This is a genomic window from Blastomonas natatoria, from assembly GCF_003201955.1.
Classification (GTDB): domain Bacteria; phylum Pseudomonadota; class Alphaproteobacteria; order Sphingomonadales; family Sphingomonadaceae; genus Blastomonas; species Blastomonas natatoria.
This window is the reverse complement of the sequence record NZ_QJJM01000006.1, coordinates 104,452-125,352: the sequence shown is the minus strand read 5'-3', so window position 1 is coordinate 125,352 and position 20,901 is coordinate 104,452. Positions and strand designations below refer to the sequence as shown.

Sequence of the window (20,901 nt, the reverse complement as noted above, 5' to 3'; positions counted from 1 at the left end):
TGGCAGCGCGTGGCCCCGTGTTACCGCCGTCCCATCACGGGATTTGGGTTCCGGGGTCGCCGTCCCATCCACCAGAGCCAGGCGGGCCACTGCCACCGGTACTGCCGCCAGTACCGCCAGCCGCAACCGTTGTGACGCGCGCCACGAAATGACGCCAAGGATGGTCCGAACTGAAATAGGCGTCAGCTGCGATCGTCGTCGTCTGATAGGTGACCGCGCCGCCGTCCAGTTCAGGGTCATCGTAATAGATCAGATAATCGGTCTCATAGTCGAGGCCGGTAATCGTGCCTCCCGTGACCGATCGCTGCGGAAAGGCACCGGTATAGACCCTGGTATGCGTCGGGATCGTCACGGTCACGTCGCTGCCCGCATCGGCCTGCGTGATGTTGCCGGCGAGCCCAGCGGTGTAGCTGTTGGCCAGCGCACCAGCGGCAGCGTTTTCGTCGATGCCCTGCACGATCGGGTTCTTGCCAAAATCATAGGTCGAGGGCGGCGCGGCCTGCACCGGGGGCTGTTCCTCCTCGTCCCAGGCATAGATCAGCGGGCTTTCCTCGCGCAGCACTACAGGCACGGTGCCGTCCACCCGATGCTCCATTTCGGCAACGCGAAAGAGCTTGTCCACCCAGCCCAGCGGCGCGAACGAGAGCTCGATCGGGCTGTTCTTGCGGATGCGCCAGCCAGTCGCGTCGAATGTGCAGGTGAATGCCCCCCCGAACTGCTGGCGCTGCAAGCGCTGCTTGGCGAGCCGCTGCGCCTGGCTGGCAGACTGGACCATGGGCAAGTCGAAGGTGTCGATGCGATCAATGCCGTCCACGCTGTCGAGCTCGATTTGCGGATAATCCACCGGCTGATAGAGCGCGTTATCGCTGGGGTCCGTGAAGATCCCGCGCACGATGTTGAACGTCTCGTCGAGCGCCGGCGTCTGCCGCCACTCGAACTCGCCGAGCACATTGCCGGTGTCGAAACTGGCCTGCGGAACGGCAAGGTCGTTGTAGAACACGAACAGCCGCAGCTTGCCGCCCACGTCATCGAAATCGGCGTACATGCTGGCCTTGAGGGCATCTATGACCGTGGGGGGGCTGTCGGCTTCCGAGAACACGCCATCGCTGCGGTAGCGCGGTTCGGTCCCGCCTGCTGCCAGCGAGATTTCGTCGTCGCACAGATTGGCCGCCGCGATGAACGATTCCAGATCGATGCGTTCCTGCGGAATGCCGAGCCCCACCGCGAGCTTGTCGTTGATCCGCCAGCCCAGCAGATACCAGAGCAGTTGCAGTGCCGGGTTGCGGGCAGCGTCATCATCCCAAGCCCAGGTCGATTGATCATCCGCGCGTTGCGAGCCGCTGCCGCCGGGAACAGTGCTGTCGAGGCGGGGGTCATAGACCTTCGCACCCTTGCCCCGGATCGTGATGCGCGACGGGATGGACTGCGCGAACGGGCTGTCGGTTCTCTTGGTGTTGCCGGTCAGCTTGAAGCGCAGATGGACATAGGCGAGGCCGGTATAGCGTCGGGTGCTGCCCATGCGAGCGCTGATATTGATGGCGTTCACTGCGCTGCCCTCGGTGCGGGTGGCAACGTCAAGATAGCCCGCAAACTCGCCTTGCGCGCCGCCGCCCGATGTCCATGCCAGCTTCTCGTCGAACCAGATTTCGTCGATCGACTGCACCGCATGGCTGGCCGTCACGATGAAGCGATGCAGGTAGGTCTGGTTGTCGGTATATTCCTGGTCGCGGATATCGGTCGCCATCGCGGTCTGACCGAACACGATCTTGCGCGGCGTGCGCGGGTCGATACTGGCATTCAGGCGGTTGATCGCTTCCGGGCTGTTGCGGGGAGCCTGCGGCTTCTTCGCGATCAGCGAGGCGCCGATTGACAGGGCAGTGGATGCCGCAATCAGCAGGCCCGCACTCAGACCAGCGGTTGCCAGACCAGCGGCCGCCGCGCCCAAGAACCCAATGCCGGCCCCGCCCGTTGCCACGATGACGGCAGCTGCGCCAACCGCAAGCGCCGCGACCTTGAGAACCTTCGCCATCAGACCCTCCAGGCTCGTTGCCAGGCGGCGCGCGGGATGGTGACCAGTCCCTCGGCTTCACCTTCCTGCCCGACGAACAGCCCGGTCGTGCCGTCACAGACGCCGAGTGCTTCCCCCGTCCAGACCAGATCGCCGCGCCGGGCATGGCTGGGCGGGATAGTAGGCAGCATTGTGTCAACGGTCGCGTCGAGCGTCCCGGCACCATAGCGCGACAGGGCCAGCACAGAGCCTTGCGCGGTCGAATAGCGCCCCCGGAATGCAGCCGCGATGTCGGTGTCCGTCATGGTGAGGACGGCGTTGGCACTGTGCAGGGCGCAATCGTGCTGGCCCCACGAAAATGGCTTGCGCCGCACGCTGGCCAGGTACTCGGACAGCCGGGCATCCCAATCGGATCGGCGCGCGATCATTGTGCGAACGGTGGCGGGCCGAAGCCTCCGCCAATCCCAAAACTCGGCCCACCAATGATAGCCCCACCCGTGCCTGCGGTCGCCGGGTTCGCATTGATGCCGTTCGCGATGGCAATAGCGGCCCGTGCCGAGAGGTCGCCGCTGTCGTATCGTTCCTGGTCGAGATATGTCCGGTTGGACGCGGCGCGGAAGGCTGCCAGATATGTCTCGATCGTGACCCGGATGATCTGCCCCTGATCATTCCCGCCAATGTCGAGCGCGGTCATGTAGCCGGTGTAATAGGCTTGGTATCCGCCCTGCTGGACATTCGCGCTGTTGCGGATGATGCGCCAGAGCCGGGCGACACGGCCCTGCCAGTTGGCGCGGTCGCCGATCGTGGCCAGCGTCTCGTCGTCGATACCGGGCAGGCCAGACAGTTCCGCCGTCACGCTTTCACTGCCACCCTCGCGCACCTGCACCGACGAGATATTGACGAACGCCGCACCGATGCCGGTGAAGAGCTGGCCGTCGAGGTCAGGGTCGCCCGTCCCGCTCGGCGTCCAGTCAGCGCCAGAGGTATTCGCGCGCACCGGGTCGCCATCGATGTCGAGAAAGGCGAACCACACGGGCTTGATGATACGGGCATCGAGTGCGGCCGCTGCTGTGCTGTCGGGGAGGCTCACAGGTTCTCCACCAGCGAAAGCTCGGTGCCGGATACGGCCTGCGAATAGGCCAGCGAGAACCCGGCATCCGCATTGGACACGGGAATGAACGGATCGCCAGTCTCGACCACCGCATTATCAGCAGGCACCTCGTTAAGCGCTGGCTCGAATTGCGCCGTCGCCTGGCCGCTGCTGTTCGTGATCAGATCCGCGGTCAGCCCCACGGTGCGCCAGTGACCAGACGGCAGCGGCACGGTCATGAATTGACCGGCGCGCAGGATGCGGGTCGAGGGAGCCATGCCGTCGAGCGGCAGGCTGTATCCGTCGCCCGTCGCGGCATTGACCAGCGGCTTGGGACCGTAATGGCGGTTGCAGGGCAGGGGCAGGCGGAACCAGTTCTGCTGCCCGCGCAGGGACAGCAGGAAGGCACGCCAGGCGCGTTCCTGCTCCTCGGTCGTAATGTCGACGATGGAAATGCGCGCTGCCCAAACTTCGGCGCCGGGCAGGCCGATGATCTGCCGCCGTCCGGTCCAGATTGATCGGTTCTGCTGACCGGGCACGGACAGGTCGAGCGAGGTCATTTCCCATGCGCCGGGATCGTCGGGGAGATATACTTCGGTCATCCCAGCCTCGGCCTTCTCAAGCGCCGCTCGGTCTCGGCGGCAGACAACTCGACGATGCCAGGCGCATTGACGCGCACCACTTCAATCGCGATCGGGCCCGAGACATTGGCGATGCGCGCGTCTATGTCGCCGGAAAGCTCCAGCCGGATCGTGCCTCCCACTCGCTGGCTGACACCACCGCGCATGGCGTCCATGCGCCCGAGCGGCACGATGTTTCCCCCGGTCGATGGCCCGACGAACCCCTCGACGCGGCCAGGGGATGCGCCCTCGTTGATGCGGTAGACCTGACCGGGCGCGACGGGGCCACCACTGGCGCGGCCGAAAATGCTGGCAATGCTGCTGGCGAACGACAGGAATCCGCCGCCGCCGCCTCCTCCACCACCGCCACCACCGAACAGATTCTCGGCCAGCGGACGAATGACGGCCTGCTGGATCGCGATGCGCAGCAGGTCGGCGACGATCGATTTCGCCACGTTGCTGAATACGTCGCCGAGCGATTCCGCATTGAAGATGGCGTCGACGAGCTGGTCGTTCAGGTTCTGCAGGCCATCGATCGCGATGCCCTCGACCTGATCGTTGATGTTGTTGCCCGAGATGGTCAGGTCGCGCAGGAAGCGCTGGCCCGGCGACTGGTTGGCAAGCTCGGTTTCTTGGCGCAGCTGCTTTTCAAGTTGTGGCAGAATGGCGAGACGTGCCTGCGCCATGCGCTCTTGGACTTCGGTGCTGCGCAACAGGGACAGCACCAACTCTTGTTCCGCCTGACGCTGGCTCGCCTGAAGGTCGAGCAGCCGGTTCTCGAGCAGTGCGCGGTCCTCGCGGGTCGTGGCGAGCGCGAGGCTGGCGCGCACGAGGTCTTGTTCGTTTTCGTTGGCCGCCGTGGCAAGGTCGAACTTGTTCTGAGTTTCCTGATCGAGCAGTTCCAGCGAGCGGACGATGGACCGCCCAAGCTCGCGGCCCTTGTCTGCGGTCTGGCGGATATCGGAATCGGTAAGGCCGCCAGATGATGCGCCGCTCGAACCACCGCGCCCACGGCTCGACGGGGCCGCGACGTTCGCCACGCCGGGCACTGAGTTGATGGCGGCGTTGATCTTGCCTAGCGAGGCTTCAAGCTGTTGCACGGACGTGAATGCCGCGCGCTCGTTCGCATCTGCCCGAGCGGCGCGTGCAGCGGCAGCATCGGCCAGCCTTCGCCCACCCGCCTGAGCAACGCGAGGATCGGCAGCGGCAAGGCCACCAGTGGCACGCGCTCGGCGGGCAAACGCATTGGCCTGCTGTGCCTCGGCAGCGGCAAGAATAAGGCTCGCCTGCGCACTGGCCAGCTTCTGCTTGGTTTCCTCGCGGACCGCCTTTGCGTTGGCCAGCGCTTCCTCGCGTGCCCGACCCGTTGCGGTTGCCAGGCGGTCAGCGGCGTCGCTCGCCCTCTGCGATGCCTCGGCAGCAGCATCTTGTGCTTTCCGATAGGTGCCGGCGGCAACCGATCCTTCTTCCGTGCGGGTTGCGACATAGCCGATGCCCAGCGCCAGAGCGGTGATAGCCAGCCCCACCGGCCCGCCAAATGCGGCGAGCAAGGATCGGCCCGCAAGCGTGGCGGCGGCTGCGGTGCCGTTAAGGGAAGCGGCAAGGCCCAGCGCGACGACGCGCATCGCAGCAGCGTTTACAGCCGCCGTTGCGAGCCCGATTGCAAAGCGGCCAGCCACAAGTCCGGCGATGATCGTGATGGCCGGGATGATCGTATCAAGGTTTTCGGCGAGCTTCTGGATTCCAGTCGCCAGCGCGTTTGTGACGCCATTGGCCTCCGCCGACTCGCCGACATAGGTGGTCAGCGCATTGTTGAGCGTCGTGAACGCGCCCGAGATCGTCAAGGTTGACGATGCCGCCTGCTTTTCCAGATCACTCAATGCAGCGATGATCGCCCTGAAAAGCTCGACGTTCGACACGCCAGGTCCATTGGTGTCCTTGATACGCTGGGTCAGGCCCGCGAGCGTGCCACCGGTACCCTCGATATTCTTGGCGGCCTCGCGCAATAGAGGCTGCATGGTATCGAGCAGGCTGTTGAACTCCTCCGCCTGAACGCGAGGCGAGCCCAGCGCCTGGCCAAGCTGTAGCAGCGCGCCCGATGCTTCCTGCGTGCTCGTGCCGGAGATGCGCAGCGATGCACTGACCGCGCTGGTGAGGTTGATCAGGTCGGACGTGGAAGCGCCGAGCTCTTTCTGGTTCTGTGCGGCGCGCGAATAGAGCTGCCCCACGGCCTCAAGCTCGACGCCGTTTTTCTGCGCGACGGCGAACAGCCGCTCTTGCACCGCAGCCAGGTTCTCACCCTCCAGGCCAGTGACCTTCAGGCTGTTTTGCAGCCGGGTATAGCTGTCGATGATGTTGACGAGCTCGCGGCCCGTAAAGGCAGTCGCAAAGGTGGCGGCCAGTCCTTTGAGCGACGAGCCGATGGCCCCGCTGGACCGCTGCATCTGCGCTTCCAGATCGCGCACCCGGCGCTCTTGCAGCCCGAGTTGCTGGTCTACGGTCTTGGTCGCACGCCGTACATCGCCGAGATAGCGATCCACCTTGGCGTGCAGCTCCAGGATAACAGGGTCGATTTCGGCGGCCATGTCGGATGGCTACACCGCCTTCGGATTACCCGTTACCGCCGTCCCTGTGCGCAGCGAGAAAGCGTTTGAGCCCGTCACTGGCCTGCCGTTCGGGCTTCTCGCTGCTGTGAGCCTCGTTGTGCGCCTCAAGCGCTTCGAGATAATCCGACAGGTCGAGCGTGCGCCAGTCGAGCCCCATCGCGCCGCAGTTGGCGATCAGCTGTCCTTTTCGGTATCGCTCGGGTTCTCGCCGGGGTCCGGTTCCGCTTTTTTTTTAAGCTCGACGCCGAAGATCGCGGCGGACAGCACGCGCCAAGCCTGAACGACGCCCTCGGAGAGCGGGCGGGCGGGGTAGGCGTATTGCTCGACAAGCTGCTTGGCGCGGATGGGCCCGACCTCGACCTCTTCGCCATCGACCATGCCGGAATTGCCGCCGATCAGGCCGAGCCGCAGCACGTCCAGCACGTCCTTTGCATTGGCCGAGCCGCCACCCAGGAACGACAATTCGCCGTCGCCAGTGCCACCGATTGCCTGACGCAGGCTTTCTTCGATCGCCAGCATGGGGCGTCCGGTTACGCGCTCGAGTTCGACCACCTGTGGAAGTGGAAGCCAGAACACATATTCGCCGTCGCCGAACGGCATTTCGACGCGGGTTTGCATCGGATCAGGCTGCGGCAGTCCAGGTCCAGGCACCATCGCTGGCGAGGGTGATTTCGCCGCTGCTGTCGCCATTGGCGTCTAGCGACATATTGGCGCTGGTCAGGTTGAACGCGCCCGCGAAGGTGCCCATCAGTGCGCCGGTGTCGGTGCCGTCGTACTTGTAGAGCTCGACCTTGTAGTTCTTGACCACACCCAGCGCATCGTCGAATGCATCGATATCAGCCTTGTCCACACCGCCCGTTCCGGTGATGTCCATCTGCTTCGATGTGGTCTTGGAGCGGCGCACGCCGGGCGCGCCTGGCTTGGCACAGTCGCGGCGATTGCGGTCGGTGGTGTTGGCGACGCGATTGATCGAGACATTTTCGATGCCACAGATTGCGGCGAAAACCTCGGGGCTGGCACCATTGCCGACCTTGATCAGCGCAAAATCACTTTCATTGGGCACGGACATCTGCGGCTCCTATGGATAGTCAGAGCCGTTCTAGGTGCTGTCAGTCGCCTTCGTTACCGCCGTCCAATGCCCCGCCCTCGATCACCTCGAATCCGGCGCGGCGCTCGTCGGGCTCGTCCATGGCGTTTGCGATCGGCAGGAAATTCAGCGCAAATGCAGCATCGTCCATCCCGATGCTTTCCAGGCGGTTCGCCATGTTGGACAGGTCGGCACCTGATAGCGCGCCGGATTTCAGCAGTTGCGCGATCAGCACTTCGATCACTGGATCAATGGGAGGAGGGGTTGCCACGGCAGGCAGCATAACACTGCGGTCAGGGCTGCGCCAGCACCCGCGCCGTGATCTGTGCCAGATAATGGAACGCCTCGGGCTCGTCGTCCTGCAGCAGCTGCATGTCGGACAGGCGGATTCGCGCCGTGATGCCGGTGTCGAGCTCGATCCGGTTGTCGTTCAGCGCCGCCTCAATGCGCTCGCCAATGCGGCTTGCGTGATCCTCGGCTGTCTCGACGGTCTGCGAGCCGGACTTGCGGGCATTGGCGAAGGCATGCACGTCCATGGTGATCGTGCCGCCATCGACGCAGGATTGCCGCAGCCGCAGGGTCAGCGGTGGGCCGAGCTTGATGAAGGGCCACGGGCGCGAGCTGGGCACGGCCTGACCATAGATCGACGAGGGCGGGACCAGTGCGGTCAGCTGGGGGTCAGCCTTTAGGCGAACGAGCACGGCGCGGCGCAGCAGGCGCTGCAATCCTTTGGCCATCGGCTTCCTCCTCGATCAGTGCGCCTGCGGCCCGTGCGGCGTCGGCGATGGGCTGGGCAACGTCGTGCGTGCCAGCGGGATAGGTGACGGTGGCCAGCGGCGTCCGATAGGTCCACGGCGCTTTCAGGCTGATGTTCATCCGCTTCCTTTCACCAGCTTGTTCATCTGCTCGACATAGCGCTTGCGGATCTCGGGCAGCTTTTTGTCGCGCGCGGGCCGAACATAAGGGCGCTGCGCCATCTTTGAGTTGCCGAACTCGAGCGCGCGGGCATACTCGGCCTTGGACCTGAACTCGGCCGTCAGCGCACCTGTCTGCACCGATTCCATGTTCGCCTGCAGCACGCCGGTGTCGCGGTTGGGCGGCTCACCAGGGCGTGACGGCACATGCCCCTTGCCCGAGACGCTGCCAGCGGAAACAAGCCGGAAGGCCTCGGCGCGGATCATGTCGGCACCCTCATAGGCAATCGCACCCGCGATCTGGATCACGCGCTTGCTCGACAGCTTCTTGAGCCGATCGGTATGCTTGCGGCGGCCCTTCATCCGATCAGCCGTCCAGCGCATTCCCAACCGATGCCCACGGGGTCACGCTCGGCACTCAAAAGCGACCAGGTGCCGGCGCGGGGGCCATCTGCCACCACGATGCTTGCCTCGGTGGTCAGGGTTGCCGCGAGCGATGCGCCGAGCACCAGAATGCGCACATCGGTCTGCAGAAAGCCCTCGGCCTGGCGCATGGCTGTGGTTGCGCTGTCGAACTGGACCCGGCACGGCAGATCAACCGGCGTCCCGGGCGTCACGATCGAGCCGCCGTCGTCATAGACCGGAGTGCCGGGCCACGAAGCCGTCGCGTCGATGAACGGCCCGCCGAATGCCTCCGAGAAGCTCGTGGCGAGATTGGCGAAGATCTGGTCAAGCACGGGCAGGGGGTGTCCATGCGAGACGCGGGCCGCCGAAATTGCGGCGCATCAGTTCCAGATACTCGCGGCCATAGACGGTGGCATCGTACCCGGTGCGCGATGCTGCGGCGTCGGTGATCGTCGCGCTGAACGTGCCCGATTTGAAGCTGGTCACGCCCGCTGCGATGTTGCCGGTGCCTTGCCCACCCTCTGCCAGTCGATGCGCCGCATAGGCCATCACCGCACGCGCGCGGGTGTCGTCTGCCCAGCTTGCCGTCTCGGTTTCCCCCTCGTCGAGCCAGACCTGAATCGCAACATTGTCGAGCGCGGCGAACGCAGAGTAGCGGGCGCGGAACTGGTCAGGCGTGGGCGCGGTGTAAGCCATGGTTGTTCCTTAAACGGGGAAGGCCGCACCCGCCCGTGAGCGAGAGCGGCCCCCAATCCCCCCGGTTGAGCCGGTTATTCGGCGGCGTCGGGCTTTGCCGCCTGCTTGCCCTTGGGCTTGGCATCGACTTCCTCGAACCAGCCCATCAGCATCGCAACGTCGTGCTCTGCCTCGTTGAGTTCCACAGTCGCCTCGCCACCTGCCGGGATCGTGACGGGACCGACCAGGCTGTTGACGACCTTCGGGCCATCGGTGATGTTCTTGATGATCATCGCGATGCCCTCAGATGCCGTCGAGATAGCGGAATGCTGCGGGGCGCAGAACATCGACGCCGCCGGTGCGGAAGATGCCGGGCATCTCGTAGCTGGTCGGGCCGTCCTGATAGACGGGCAGGAAACGGTGCGGCATCGGCAGATGCAGAACCACCACGTCCTCGCGGTTGGCATATGCAACCATACGGCGCGTACCCGAACCGCCAGCGGTGTCGAGGCCCAGCACGCCGCGAATAGTCAGCGGGCGACCAGTCTGCTGAGTGTAATAGTTGTTCCGCTGGATGAACGACAGGATCGTTTCGCTGTTCGTGTCGCTCATTGGCGTCGCGCCGAGCCATGCCAGCACCGCGAACGGCAGCAGCACGGTATCGGCCATTTCGACGGTGTTCGAGCCGGTGAAGATGCCCACAATGACGTTGTTGAAGTCACGGAGAATCTGCGCTGGGGTCTTGGTGCGAACGCCGCCAGCGTCGAACCACGTCGTGACAGAGCCGGTGCCATCAGCCGGCGCAGTGCCGGTGCTGACACCGCTCTGGTTGACCAGACCCTTCAAGCCCTTGTCAGCATCGCCGGTCTGCGAGATGCGCCACATGAACTCATTGTAGGCGCGCGCAGCCGCAACGCCCTTGCGAGCCGTCAGACCGACGCCAAGCAGCTGGGCCTGACCGACTTCCTCAAGGTCGTAGCCATAGCCGATCGAGGCCATGTGGACGGCCTGCTGTACCTTGTCCATCGCGATGTCGGCCTTGGCAACGTCCTTTGCGCCGCCCGAATACCAGCGAGCCTGGCCAACGGTGGTCGAGCTGAACGTGATGATGCCCGGCGTCCATTCGGGTGCGCTGGTGTCCACAAACACCAGCTCATTCCACGGCAGTTCCGGGAAGCGGGTTTCATAGACAATAGGGTTGATCGTGGCCGCCTGAGCCACCACGAAGTTGAATGCTGCGGCGTCGTTAAGCTGCATCGTCATAATCCTTGATTACGAGGGGATGCGGCGCAGCCGCACCTTGAAGATTGCACCGGCACCGGATGCAGCGGTTTCCGCTTCGCTCTGCGGCACAGCAATGACGGTCCCGGAGGTTGCAGCCGTGGTCCACCGACCGGACGCAGTGTTGAAGTTGAGGGCGGCACCGACCGCGATGGCGGCATCGGCCAACACGAAAAAGCAGCCTTCATCTGCGACCGGCACGTTGTCGCCAGCGGCATATCCGTCGCCGGATGCGTTGGTCACGCGGCGGACACCGGCGATACCGATGTATTCGCCGCCGGATGCGAGGGTCTGGCAACCTTCCGCACCATTGCGCTGGACGGGGACGCCGAAATTGATCGCGGCCGTTGCGGTGCGAGTGCGCGCGTCCCACTCGGCCATGTCGGCGTGCATACCGGGAAAACCGGCATCCTGGTTCAGCGGATAAGTGGTCTGGAGTGCAGGCATTTCGGTTTCTCCTTAAGCCTTGGCCTTGCGCCATGCGTTGAGGTTGGCGACAGAATCGGCGAACGCCTTGGCTTCGGCAGACTGCGCATCGGTGGCGGTCACGCTCGGCAGATTGTGGATTTCCGGCGTGGCCTTTTTCACATCAGCCGAAAGCACCGCGAAGGCGCCGGAAATCGCCGCGTCATCCATGCCCGCAGCCGCATCGCCCAGCTTGGCGGTCACGACTTCCTTGCGGATATCGGCATCGGTCTTGCCATCGGTCACGATGTCGGCCTTGACGGCCTTCGCCTTGACGATCAGCGCGGCGCGATCGGCGACGAGCTTGTCGAGCGAGGCGGGCTCGAGCTTGGTATTGGCGTCGGCCAGCTGCTTTTCCAGCGCGGCCCTTTCACCGGCTGCGGTCGAGAGCTTGGCATTCGCATCCGCCAGCGCGGCTTCGGCGGTGCTCGCCTTGTCCTGCAGCTTGGCGATGGCCGCAGACACCGCATCGGCGTCCGACAGATCGACCTGCAGGCCGTCCAATGTGATCTTCTTCACGGCATTTCCTTCTTGAAGCGCGGCGACTGCCGCAGGGTTGGCGTCACAAACAGCGATGGCGTCGGCGATTCGACATTCGGGGCCAGCGCGACCACGATCGACCAGGGCGATGTGATTGCCGACGATGGCCGTCTGCTTGACATCGTAAGCGTGCCCCTCGGGCGTGGTGCCGGGGGTAAAGTCGAGCGTGGTCTGGTAGCCGTTCGACAGCTCGCGCTTGCCGGACTTGACCGCAGCGATCGCGGCGGCATCGGTCAGCATCAGGTCGAACGAGACATATTCGCCATCACGGACAGCGCCCATGACGGTCCCGCGCGCATGCTCGCGCCAGTTGTCGGCGGTCACTGCGGTTGCGGGGTGATCGTTGGTGATGGGCTTGCCGATGAAGCTGGCAATGCTGGCGCGGTCGAATACCTGGTCGCCGCTGCGATAGACCTTGACCACCGCCTTGTCGCGCAGGCCGTGGGCGTTATCGGGGTCAACCTCGGACCCGGCGTAATCGTAGAGGCCGGTCCTGGCTGCGCGGGCTCGAACCGCTAAGAATCCTTCCTTGGTGGTCTTGCGAGCGTCGAGCGTCAGATGGTCGAATGCGATCATGCCCCACGGGATAAACCGTGGTCGGGTGGGGCGTTACCGCCGTCTTAGGGTACAGTCAGGTAGGAGTGGTTATCTCCGCTGGCTGCTCGCAATAGTCGGCCATTGCCTGCCATCGGGCATCCCAATCATCGCCGCGCATGTGCGGTGGCACGATATGTTCGGCAATGCCCTGCATCACGCGCGCCGGGTTGGCCTTCGAAAGGTCGATATGGGAATCCCCATGTCGCCGATCACCCATCACTCACCCCCTGCCAGAATGGCGTCGATCATGGCGGTGTAGATGTTGGCGCAGCCGCGCTTTGAGCTCTGGTCTTCTAGATAGTTTGGCGCAAGAACCCCAGCTTCAACCATCGCCTCATCCGGCTTCCGGATCGCGGTCAGGACGGCGCGGACAATATCTTCTGGCAACACCCACCCATCAACCCCGATTGTGCCGGGGCCTTTAAGATCCTCGCCATACCCGTAAGCATCTTTAGTCCACAGGGCTTGTCACATCCTGGCGCGGTGCATATTGGTCGATTAGCCATATCGAAATCATCCTTCGTTTGTGGTCAGGGCTGGGCAGTGTGCAACCACTGTTCCAGCCCGAATTAAGTAGCATAGATGGCCATTAATCCAAAATCAAAACTGCTCTTTCCGTACATGCGCAGTTGATTGGCACGCCAGCGCGATCGTCTGCCGGGGGTGGCTTTTTGATGATCTTGCCCTGATACTTTTGGCCTATGCGATCGGCGTTTTCGGAATACAGGTTGCCGTTGCGCGCTTTGTGTTCAGGTCGATAATTGATCTTGCCCGAGCTGACCCATTCCACGGAATCAATGCCAGCCTGCCGTCGCCTCTCCTGATTAAGCTCTGACCCAAGTTTTACCAATTGGTCAGCGGCTATGTTCTTGGCGCGGCGGCGCGACATATCGACAAACCCGCGTATCTCCTTCGCGAACTCCGCAGCCGGCTTGCGCTCGGTCAGCCCGCGAAAGGCGGCATCCGCGATCCTGCGCCTGGTCTCGTCCGAAACTGACGACACGAGCGCGACGTTGCGCTCGATCACGGTGGCGAGGGTTGCGCGAACGTCCGATGCGCCGATGAGGGTTTCCAGCGACACATTCGTTGCAGTCAGCACATTGCCAATCCACCGCCTGCGATGCCATGCCTCGACGCTCTCGGACCAGCGCCCGATCGCGAACCGCAGCGACACGATGACGCCAGATACGGACGACGATGCGGCCTCGATGCGCGCGGTGACATCAGCCGGGGCGTCGGTTTGCAGCTCGCTCAGCGACTGCGCATAGGCGGCGGTGATGCTTTCCAGCGAGGCGGACCAGATGGCGATGACCGGGGCGTAGACGCTGGTGTAGAGCGCGGTCGCCTGTAGCGCGGGCGGGGTGATCGGGCGCAGGGTGATGACGCGGCGGCGGGGGTTCTTGGCGCGGCGGGTCAGGGTGGCGAGGTCAACGGACGCCATCAGGTCAAACCTATGGCGAGGCCCCACCATGCGAGCTTGCAGCCGATATGGATTGCTTGATCGGCATTAAAGCTGATCCTGCCCTGGCACTTGGCATCGTCGGTCATGAAATGAATGGCAGCCTCGGCAAAGAACACCCACCAGACGCCAGTAATAAGCGATGCCGCTGCGCCATGGATTGCAGCATGGCTGGCAAGAACGGTCTGCCACGGCACGCCGGGGATGGCTGTCGTGCGGTTCTTGGCCTTGGACATAAAATCGCCCTGTCCGGCATAGTCGAACAGGCAGTGAGCGCCGATGAGCGCGATAAGCATCAAGGCGGGGTCGTTCATCATCAGCTTTCCTTGACCTTGGCCTTCCAATCATCGTCCAAATCTTCGAAGATTTCCGGCCCGAACCGCAAGACACCGCGATAGGGCTCGATCGCGTCCACATCCACCTCGGGCGCGTTGTAGGAAATCGTGACGTGCGGCTGATATTCCGGCCAATCCCATGATGCACCGGCATTGCGGATCTGTTCATGCCGCCATGAGAGGCGCGACGATCCAAACAGCAGCACCACGGCCTCGCCATCCTTGCCCAGTCGCTCAACCAGACGCGGGCCGCCGGGATTGATGACGAGCGTACCGTCCTTTTCCTCGTTCCAGTCGTTCGCCTCGACCTTCAGCCAGTCGATGGGCTGGCGGCTGAACGCGATGGTGACATGCATGTCGCTGCCGTCGATGGTCGTAGCAATTCCCTGCGCTTTGGCCCATGCGATCAGATCGGCGCTGTTGAGCAGCTTGCGGTGCACGTAGAGCGGGCGCGGGGTGGCGTCGTTCATCCGGCGCGAATCGTCCACGCTCGCGCCGTTCGCTGGATCTGGATCACCTCCTTCCGCTGAGTTGCCACCAAGATCATCATCGCTCGGGTCAGCCTGCTCCAGCCCATATCGCTCATCATCGGAAAGCGGCATCAGCGCAGCCTCAAGCTCGGGCCACATGCCCTCATCGATCGCCCACGACTGCACCGCCTGAGCAAACGCGCGGTCGGGGATGGTCGCGGTTTCCTGAATGATCTTGATCGTCTCGGCCTCGGCCTTGCGTCGTTCCGCCTCGGCCTTCTGGTCGGGCAAGTCGAGCGGCGCCCATTCGTACCATTGCCCATCGGGAACGCTGCCGATTGCGGATTGCAGCAGGTAGCGGTCGAATCGCTCGAGGCACGGTGCAAGGTCGAGTTCCTGCATCGCCCGGATCTTCTTGTTCCAGTCGGTCTGCTGGCTCTCGCCACTGCTGTTCATGCCCTCGGGTGCGCGGCCCAGCAGGCGGGTGGCCGGAATGTCGGACACAGCCGCGACGAACTCGCCGTAGCTGTTGAGAATGTCCTTTGCCCCGGCGAAGCTGTAGCTGCTGTCGTCGATCTTCTCGCCGCCTTTGCCCTCGGCATCGCCAGCGTCGTAGATGAAGGCGTTGTGGATGCTCTCGGCCATGGCGAGGATCGACATGCGGGCGGAAACCTGGTCCGTGCCCGCTTGCGTCGAGGCGAGCTCCATCAGCCGGGGGATGCCGATGCGCAGGGTGCGCGCCTTGTTGACCAGCGCCGCGAACGATGAGCGGGCGCTGTCGTTATCCTGCACGGCGTCGAGCACCTGCTGCACCGTGCTCTCGCCCCAATAGGCGTCATGCCCGGTATTGGTGATCATGGCGAGCGAGGCGGTGGTGTCGGCGCGGAAGGGGATCACGCGCGAGGGGTGCAGGGTCTGCTGCCCGCCCTGTCCGGTCAGCGTCCACATGATCGGATCGAGATAACCGGGCTCGCGGGCATCTTCCTGGTACTGGCTGAAACCGAGATGCCAGCGCGAGACGACATTGACATAGGCCAGCTGGTTGCGGCTGATATTCTCGGGCGCGGGCTCGCTCGGATTGCCCGGCAGGCCGAGGATGAGAGCGCCGCCACCTATGCCGCGCAACACCTCGACCTGGCGGACCTTCTGCCGGATCATCAGCCGCTTTTCGAGCGCTTCGACCGCGGTGATCTGCTCCGCGTCCAGCTTCCACTCGCGCCATTCGCGCACCATGTCCATGGCGGGAATCTGCACGATCTTGCGCATCAGCGGCGAGCCGGAATAGGCGGCCGCGATCTGGTGCTGGTTCATCGGGACGGCGGTGTAAGCGTTCGCCGTGCGCGGGTCGCGACCTGTGCCCGTGCCCGCGATGGCGTTCATCAGGCGGTCTTTCGCCATGGTCAGCAGATTACCCATGATGCGGGGGTATGCCGGATCGCGCGCGGGTGTTACCGCCGTCTAGAGGGCGTTGGATAGGTCGTACGAATAGTTCGAGTCGAGCATCAGCTCGGTCAGCGCCCAGACCAGCGCATCGGCCCGGTCTGGCGAGCCTTCGCCGACATAGCCCGAGGGCGTGAAATTGCACATCTGGTCTTCGAGGTCGGGGAAGGTGCCGACATGGCTGACCTTGCCCTGCTCGTAGAGCGCGCTGATGGGTTCGGCGCGCACCGCCTTGCCGCGCGATGCGACCACTTCCTTGAACGCCGCCTTCTTGTCCGCCGTAGCCACCGTGAACCGCACCATGTCTCCGCCGTAATTGCGCTCGCCGATGATGCGATCGGCTTCGTATAGGTGGTAGAGATCAACCGCGCGCCGCCCCCAGCCTTCGGGCGATAGCTGGCAGGTTCCATCGTGCAGGATGTAGGCCCGGCCATCGATGCCCAGCCCCGCGACGACGATACCGATGTCGTCCCCGCCGCCATCCCCGCGCGTGCCGGACGGGTCAACCGAGACGACGATGCGGCGCATGTCGGGTGCCGTGGCAACGCGGTTGGCATCGATGCCCGGAATGGTCTTGCCATCCGGGGCCGTGCGATCCTCCAGCGACCAGAGCGCGCCGTTGATCTCGCTAGCCCACTCCCCAGCCTCGAACCGCAAGCGCTTGGCGGCCGACATCGATGCGAGCACGTCGAAATATTTGGGCGGCAGGTTTTCGGCATTGTCGGAAGGGTTGACCTTCATCTCGGCATAGTCTTCGGGGTTCGGCAGCGGTTCCTTGGTGCCGGGCTTCACCTTCGCGCGAAACATCTGGTAGGACCAGTGCAGCTTGGAGGGCGGGTTGCAGTCGAAATAGGCCTTCAACGGCAGATGCGTGCGCCCCGTGGCAGCGGCGATGGCAGGTGCGAGCTCGACGCTCTGCGCAAGGCGAGACAATGCCACTTCGACCGACGACCACGGAATCTGGCTGCTCTCGTTGAAGTACAGGGTCGCATATTCCGCGCCCAGCACCTTCTCGACGCGCTCCTTGTCGTCCAGGCCGGCGATCCAGATTTGCGAGCCGTTCGGAAGCTCGACGTAGAAATCGCTCTTGTCGAACCGCACGCGCAGTGTCGGGAAGCACAGCTTGAGCACCTTGGGCAGGGTATCGGCCCAGATGCTGGTCTTGGCGTGGTTGAACCGGAAGCGAAATATCACATGCCGGGAGCCAGGCGCGTTGATGGCTCGCTGGACGATCGCACGGCACAGCAGGAAGGTCTTGCCCGAGCGCGAGCCGCCGCGCAGCATGATGTAGGTTGCTGCCGACGCCAGCAGCTTGTTGGCGAGGCGCTGCTTAGGGGTGAGCTTGGCGATCGGCGGGCCGCCGTTGTGGCCGATAGTGGCAGGGGCAGGGGCGGTGGTCATTCAATCAACAAATCGACCGCCTTAATCAGCAACGCAGCCAAAGCGATTGACCCAAAGAATGCCAGCGGGCCAAGCGTGGGGCCTATTGCGTGATGCATGATCATAAAAATGATCACCCCGAACATTGTGAGTATTGTCGCACCCAAAGCGTTCCGCGGGCTCACAGCGCCGCATCCTCGGGCAGCACGTTGATGGACATCTCGCCGCTGTGCTCGATCTTGTCCTTGAACGCCTGCACCCCGACATGCTTGCCGATCAATTCAAGGTTTTTGACCTTATCCGGCCATTTGATCTTCTTCAGGATGCCGACCATCCTGCGGTCATCCCCGCTGCCCTCGAACATCTCGGCTACATCCACCCCCGAGAGGTATTGCCGCCAGACCTTGGGCCAGTCCGAAACGGGCTTCAGGCTCATGGCATCGTCCAGGATGTCGAGCACGTCCATCTGGTCGATCTCGACAAGGCGATTGAGTACATAGGCGGCATCGATACCGGTCTGCTCGGCGCGCTTGGCCTGACCGTCCGTAACGGCGGCCTGCACGTCAACATTCGTCAACAGACGCTGCCCCTGCTGCTTTGCCGTCTTGGCGCTGTAGCCCGCCCGTATGGCCGCCTGCGTGGCGTTGAGATCAATCAGGTACTCCCTGACGAAAGCCTCCTGTTTCGGTGTCAGCGCCATGCTCAATCCCCCTTGGCCGCGGTCAATCGCAGCCCCATCACATACCGCTTGGCCCGGTCGGACCTGCGGTGCGGGCGAACCGGGCAACCGGTGATCCGGCTGCGCGCGGCCCGCAGTTCGTCGCCGCCCGATTCTTCGATCCATCGGGCGATCACGCGCCAGTTGGTGCGGTAATGCTCCGTCAGTTCCTTCGAGTGCCCCATCTCCAGGAAGCGCTCGCGGAAATCGCGGGGGCAGGGGCGCTGCGGACGCTCGAGCCCGGTGTCGTGCCGCTTGCCATCGGATCTGCGGCTTTCGGTTGCCATCATTGCGCGCCCTCTTTGCTGAACCGCAGCGTGCCGTCTGCGTCGAGATAGCCCTGCGTAATGCCGATCTGGCGCCAGCGGGGAGGCCAGGCGTCGACATCGGCCTGCGTGACGCGCCCAGCCCTGAGGGCGGCGATATCGCGGTCTAGCCGCGCCTGCATTTCCTCGGCGATTTGCTCCCGGGCCCCTTGGCGCGGGTCTGCCGGTCGTTTCCACTTCGCCAAGATCTCGTTGCATTCAGCGATGGTCGGAAACCACTTGCATGTCGCGATTGCCTGTTTGGCGAGGAACGCCAGCGCGGGCTCTGGCTGGTGTCCAAACATCCGGTGGTAGATCTTCAACATCGCCTCTCCGGTCGCATCGTCGACGTTACGCTTGGGCAGCACAGCGGCCATCGAGCCCATGATCTTGGCGAACCGCTTAGGATCCACCGGTGGCAAGGCGCAGGCGGGGCTGCGGGCGATCATCGCCAGCTCCGCCATCTGGTCGTCCGAAAGGGTCGCCGGCATCGTGCCCGCCCATGGCTGCGTCAGCGCAGGCGTTGAAAAACCCGTCGCGCGATCGGGATTGACCACCGCTGCCGCCAGATTTCCGATTGTCTGTTCCATTCCCGAATTTCCTGCTGTTCAGAACCCATGTTGCCCAGGCGGCTTGCCAGTCTCGAAACCTGTCGCCGCGCTTGCGATGGTGGGCGACGAAGTGCTCGACCTGGTGTTCGAGCGTTCCGGGCGGCCAACTGTCTACGATCTTGCGGGACTTGGTATCGGGGCCGAATTCAGCGGGTTGCCAGTCGTCGGGCAAAACCGTCTCGACGCTCGCGCGCTTTCTCTTCCCTTTATCTGTTTCTGTATCTGCTTCTGTCTCTGGGGCCGTTTCAGAAACGTTTCCCTTTGCGCGATGCTTCTGGACCCGCTCGGTCGATGTGTCTGATTTATATTGGAATTTTGACCAGTGATGCGGCTCATAGCCGTCGTCTAGGGCATCGATAAGACCCCCGCTTATCAGTCGATTAAGACCCCCTTTAAGATGGTCTAAGCGCATGCCTAAGACCAGCTTAAGGACGTCATCAGCAGGGATGTGCCCATCGTTTTCGGATGCGACGGCGAGCAGGTTCACCCACAGCCGGAAGTCCTTATCGGACAGCCGCAGCACCTTCGGATTGCGCATCGCCTCGGCGTAGAATCGGAACCACCGGCTCATAGCGTCCATCCCATTTCTTGAGGTGTGTGAGCGCGCTTGAGCGAGTTGCAGGCCCTGCAGGCAACGACCAGATTTGCGATCGTGTCCAGCCCGCCACGAGAGTGAGGAACGACGTGATCAAACTCGAACGGGCCATCAACGCAGCCGCAATACCGGCATTTATCGCCATCCCGATCGCGAACCGCGCTGCGAACTGCTGCCGGTATCGTGTCCCGACCGCGGCCGAAAACTGGCCTGCGCTTGCGGTTCGGCGATGTCGCGGTAGCGATAAGGCCCGATCCATTGCCCTCGAACCGATCAACTGCAAACGTCGATCGATCCAGGATGGTCACAACAACGCCGCGCCCAACCATGCAACGCGAGATCATGCCCGCCATCTCCAGACGCTTCAAAAATCGGTTTACGGACAGGTCATTCCAGCCAAAGGCGGAGCCAAACTGCTTGATCGTTCCGTAGACCTGGCCGCCTGAGAGGGTCATTTGCGCGCCATTGACCGCGACGGTGACAGGCTCAAATGCAGCGCTGGCGACCAGCTTGAACCAGCCCACCAAACGCTCTGCGCCTTGCAGCTCAGGGTGCTCGAGCATCGCCCGCGACATGACGGCAAAGCCGCTCACCCCAGCATCCTCCGCTTGGAGAAATATGCCTCGTAGACGACATCGATCTCGGCATCGTGCGCGAGCGTCGCCAAGTCAGGGTTGCGCCTGATACGCTCGCGGATCAGCTTCTGGCCGTGAATGATGGTGCTGTGATCGCGCCCGCCGAACAGCTTGCCGATCTGCGGATAGGACAGGTTGGGCCGCCACTGGCGAATGAGTGCCGCAGCCAGGTGTCGCGCGGTGACGAGCTCCGAATATCGGCGTGGGCTTTTCATGTCCTCGACCGAAACCTCGGTGTGCTTGGCGACGATCTCGATGATCCGCTTGGCGGTGATAGGCGCGCTCGTCGGTGCAGGCTGTGCCATGTCGATCATGCCTCACCCCCGATCGTGACCTCAAGCCGCCCCGGCTTTTCAGGCTGGGCGAACTCATAGGAAGGCAGGAACCGGGCGTCGTTGACCTTGAGCGCGTCGGCGATACCGTCAAACACGGGCTTGATCCGGTTCGGGAAGTTCGTGCGGTCGCCACGCCGATCAGGCGGCACGAAGCGGACATGGACGCGGATATCGCCTTTTGCCGCGACGCTGATCTTGGCGTTCAGGGTCTCTGCCCAAGCTGTCTTGCGATGCGCCGCGACCGTGGGCGATTTCCCGCGCCAATGGCCCTTGTTGTGCCCGCTCAGGCTCGATGGCGGCCAGGGCAGAGTGATGGTGACCGCTGCCATC

31 protein-coding genes are annotated in these 20,901 nt (G+C 63.5%); all 31 read right to left on the bottom strand.

Annotated elements, in window-relative coordinates; all coding sequences use genetic code 11:
* Positions 1 to 34 precede the first annotated feature (34 nt).
* Positions 35 to 2,029, bottom strand: a complete 1,995-nt coding sequence (locus tag C7451_RS09195) for a phage tail protein (RefSeq protein WP_110298668.1) — start codon at positions 2,027 to 2,029, stop codon at positions 35 to 37.
* Entirely contained in the window at positions 2,029 to 2,436 is a 408-nt protein-coding gene (locus C7451_RS09190; protein ID WP_110298667.1) for a DUF6950 family protein, read from the bottom strand. Before C7451_RS09190 ends, C7451_RS09195 begins: the two co-directional genes overlap by 1 nt.
* Positions 2,433 to 3,098: a hypothetical protein gene (locus C7451_RS09185; RefSeq protein ID WP_110298666.1), complete on the bottom strand. Its 666-nt coding sequence runs from the start codon at positions 3,096 to 3,098 to the stop codon at positions 2,433 to 2,435. Before C7451_RS09185 ends, C7451_RS09190 begins: the two co-directional genes overlap by 4 nt.
* On the bottom strand, positions 3,095 to 3,700 hold the full coding sequence (locus C7451_RS09180; RefSeq protein ID WP_110298665.1) for a hypothetical protein: 606 nt from the start codon (positions 3,698 to 3,700) through the stop codon (positions 3,095 to 3,097). The genes C7451_RS09185 and C7451_RS09180 overlap by 4 nt, the downstream gene beginning before the upstream one ends.
* Positions 3,697 to 6,303, bottom strand: coding sequence for a tape measure protein (locus C7451_RS09175; protein ID WP_110298664.1), 2,607 nt, complete (start codon positions 6,301 to 6,303; stop codon positions 3,697 to 3,699). The genes C7451_RS09180 and C7451_RS09175 overlap by 4 nt, the downstream gene beginning before the upstream one ends.
* A gap of 25 nt (positions 6,304 to 6,328) precedes the next feature.
* Complete coding sequence (locus tag C7451_RS19955; RefSeq protein WP_167398495.1) at positions 6,329 to 6,481, bottom strand: hypothetical protein; 153 nt, start codon at positions 6,479 to 6,481, stop codon at positions 6,329 to 6,331.
* A gap of 17 nt (positions 6,482 to 6,498) precedes the next feature.
* Positions 6,499 to 6,942 (bottom strand): GTA-gp10 family protein, encoded by a 444-nt coding sequence (locus C7451_RS09170; RefSeq protein WP_167398494.1) that lies wholly within the window; start codon positions 6,940 to 6,942, stop codon positions 6,499 to 6,501.
* Between the two features lie 4 nt (positions 6,943 to 6,946).
* A complete protein-coding gene (locus C7451_RS09165; protein WP_110298662.1) occupies positions 6,947 to 7,393 on the bottom strand; it encodes a phage tail tube protein in 447 nt (148 codons plus the stop codon).
* A gap of 40 nt (positions 7,394 to 7,433) precedes the next feature.
* Positions 7,434 to 7,655 (bottom strand): hypothetical protein, encoded by a 222-nt coding sequence (locus C7451_RS09160; protein ID WP_110298661.1) that lies wholly within the window; start codon positions 7,653 to 7,655, stop codon positions 7,434 to 7,436.
* Positions 7,656 to 7,704: 49 nt separating this feature from the next.
* Complete coding sequence (locus C7451_RS09155) at positions 7,705 to 8,148, bottom strand: DUF3168 domain-containing protein (RefSeq protein WP_110298660.1); 444 nt, start codon at positions 8,146 to 8,148, stop codon at positions 7,705 to 7,707.
* Complete coding sequence (locus C7451_RS19765) at positions 8,090 to 8,287, bottom strand: hypothetical protein (RefSeq protein ID WP_146215328.1); 198 nt, start codon at positions 8,285 to 8,287, stop codon at positions 8,090 to 8,092. Before C7451_RS19765 ends, C7451_RS09155 begins: the two co-directional genes overlap by 59 nt.
* Positions 8,284 to 8,688 carry an HK97 gp10 family phage protein gene (locus tag C7451_RS09150; protein ID WP_167398493.1) on the bottom strand — a complete coding sequence of 135 codons (405 nt, stop codon included), beginning with the start codon at positions 8,686 to 8,688 and terminating at the stop codon, positions 8,284 to 8,286. Before C7451_RS09150 ends, C7451_RS19765 begins: the two co-directional genes overlap by 4 nt.
* Positions 8,685 to 9,062, bottom strand: coding sequence for a hypothetical protein (locus C7451_RS09145; RefSeq protein WP_110298658.1), 378 nt, complete (start codon positions 9,060 to 9,062; stop codon positions 8,685 to 8,687). The genes C7451_RS09150 and C7451_RS09145 overlap by 4 nt, the downstream gene beginning before the upstream one ends.
* Positions 9,055 to 9,426, bottom strand: coding sequence for a DUF4054 domain-containing protein (locus C7451_RS09140; RefSeq protein ID WP_110298657.1), 372 nt, complete (start codon positions 9,424 to 9,426; stop codon positions 9,055 to 9,057). The genes C7451_RS09145 and C7451_RS09140 overlap by 8 nt, the downstream gene beginning before the upstream one ends.
* 74 nt (positions 9,427 to 9,500) lie before the next feature.
* Complete coding sequence (locus C7451_RS09135; RefSeq protein WP_110298656.1) at positions 9,501 to 9,698, bottom strand: hypothetical protein; 198 nt, start codon at positions 9,696 to 9,698, stop codon at positions 9,501 to 9,503.
* Between the two features lie 10 nt (positions 9,699 to 9,708).
* Positions 9,709 to 10,662 carry a DUF2184 domain-containing protein gene (locus tag C7451_RS09130; protein ID WP_208625174.1) on the bottom strand — a complete coding sequence of 318 codons (954 nt, stop codon included), beginning with the start codon at positions 10,660 to 10,662 and terminating at the stop codon, positions 9,709 to 9,711.
* Positions 10,663 to 10,677: 15 nt separating this feature from the next.
* Positions 10,678 to 11,133, bottom strand: coding sequence for a structural cement protein Gp24 (locus C7451_RS09125; RefSeq protein ID WP_110298654.1), 456 nt, complete (start codon positions 11,131 to 11,133; stop codon positions 10,678 to 10,680).
* Between the two features lie 12 nt (positions 11,134 to 11,145).
* Positions 11,146 to 12,267, bottom strand: coding sequence for a DUF2213 domain-containing protein (locus tag C7451_RS09120; RefSeq protein WP_110298653.1), 1,122 nt, complete (start codon positions 12,265 to 12,267; stop codon positions 11,146 to 11,148).
* Positions 12,268 to 12,322: 55 nt separating this feature from the next.
* Positions 12,323 to 12,505: a hypothetical protein gene (locus C7451_RS09115; protein ID WP_110298652.1), complete on the bottom strand. Its 183-nt coding sequence runs from the start codon at positions 12,503 to 12,505 to the stop codon at positions 12,323 to 12,325.
* Positions 12,505 to 12,675, bottom strand: coding sequence for a hypothetical protein (locus tag C7451_RS19950; RefSeq protein WP_167398492.1), 171 nt, complete (start codon positions 12,673 to 12,675; stop codon positions 12,505 to 12,507). The genes C7451_RS09115 and C7451_RS19950 overlap by 1 nt, the downstream gene beginning before the upstream one ends.
* A gap of 202 nt (positions 12,676 to 12,877) precedes the next feature.
* Positions 12,878 to 13,729, bottom strand: coding sequence for a phage minor head protein (locus tag C7451_RS09110; RefSeq protein WP_110298651.1), 852 nt, complete (start codon positions 13,727 to 13,729; stop codon positions 12,878 to 12,880).
* Entirely contained in the window at positions 13,729 to 14,064 is a 336-nt protein-coding gene (locus C7451_RS09105) for a DUF3307 domain-containing protein (RefSeq protein ID WP_110298650.1), read from the bottom strand. Before C7451_RS09105 ends, C7451_RS09110 begins: the two co-directional genes overlap by 1 nt.
* Positions 14,064 to 15,950 carry a phage portal protein gene (locus C7451_RS09100; RefSeq protein WP_167398491.1) on the bottom strand — a complete coding sequence of 629 codons (1,887 nt, stop codon included), beginning with the start codon at positions 15,948 to 15,950 and terminating at the stop codon, positions 14,064 to 14,066. Before C7451_RS09100 ends, C7451_RS09105 begins: the two co-directional genes overlap by 1 nt.
* Before the next feature lie 60 nt (positions 15,951 to 16,010).
* Positions 16,011 to 17,393 (bottom strand): phage terminase large subunit, encoded by a 1,383-nt coding sequence (locus C7451_RS09095; protein ID WP_110298648.1) that lies wholly within the window; start codon positions 17,391 to 17,393, stop codon positions 16,011 to 16,013.
* 160 nt (positions 17,394 to 17,553) lie between these two features.
* On the bottom strand, positions 17,554 to 18,072 hold the full coding sequence (locus tag C7451_RS09090; RefSeq protein WP_110298647.1) for a terminase small subunit: 519 nt from the start codon (positions 18,070 to 18,072) through the stop codon (positions 17,554 to 17,556).
* A 2-nt stretch (positions 18,073 to 18,074) separates the two neighbouring features.
* On the bottom strand, positions 18,075 to 18,380 hold the full coding sequence (locus C7451_RS09085) for a hypothetical protein (protein WP_110298646.1): 306 nt from the start codon (positions 18,378 to 18,380) through the stop codon (positions 18,075 to 18,077).
* Positions 18,377 to 18,844 (bottom strand): hypothetical protein, encoded by a 468-nt coding sequence (locus C7451_RS09080; RefSeq protein ID WP_146215327.1) that lies wholly within the window; start codon positions 18,842 to 18,844, stop codon positions 18,377 to 18,379. The genes C7451_RS09085 and C7451_RS09080 overlap by 4 nt, the downstream gene beginning before the upstream one ends.
* Positions 18,798 to 19,577, bottom strand: coding sequence for a hypothetical protein (locus C7451_RS19760; protein ID WP_146215326.1), 780 nt, complete (start codon positions 19,575 to 19,577; stop codon positions 18,798 to 18,800). Before C7451_RS19760 ends, C7451_RS09080 begins: the two co-directional genes overlap by 47 nt.
* Complete coding sequence (locus C7451_RS20105) at positions 19,574 to 20,194, bottom strand: HNH endonuclease (protein WP_208625173.1); 621 nt, start codon at positions 20,192 to 20,194, stop codon at positions 19,574 to 19,576. The genes C7451_RS19760 and C7451_RS20105 overlap by 4 nt, the downstream gene beginning before the upstream one ends.
* A complete protein-coding gene (locus C7451_RS09065; RefSeq protein WP_110298643.1) occupies positions 20,191 to 20,550 on the bottom strand; it encodes a helix-turn-helix domain-containing protein in 360 nt (119 codons plus the stop codon). Before C7451_RS09065 ends, C7451_RS20105 begins: the two co-directional genes overlap by 4 nt.
* On the bottom strand, positions 20,547 to 20,900 hold the full coding sequence (locus C7451_RS09060; protein ID WP_110298642.1) for a RusA family crossover junction endodeoxyribonuclease: 354 nt from the start codon (positions 20,898 to 20,900) through the stop codon (positions 20,547 to 20,549). The genes C7451_RS09065 and C7451_RS09060 overlap by 4 nt, the downstream gene beginning before the upstream one ends.
* Between the last annotated feature and the right edge of the window lies 1 nt (position 20,901).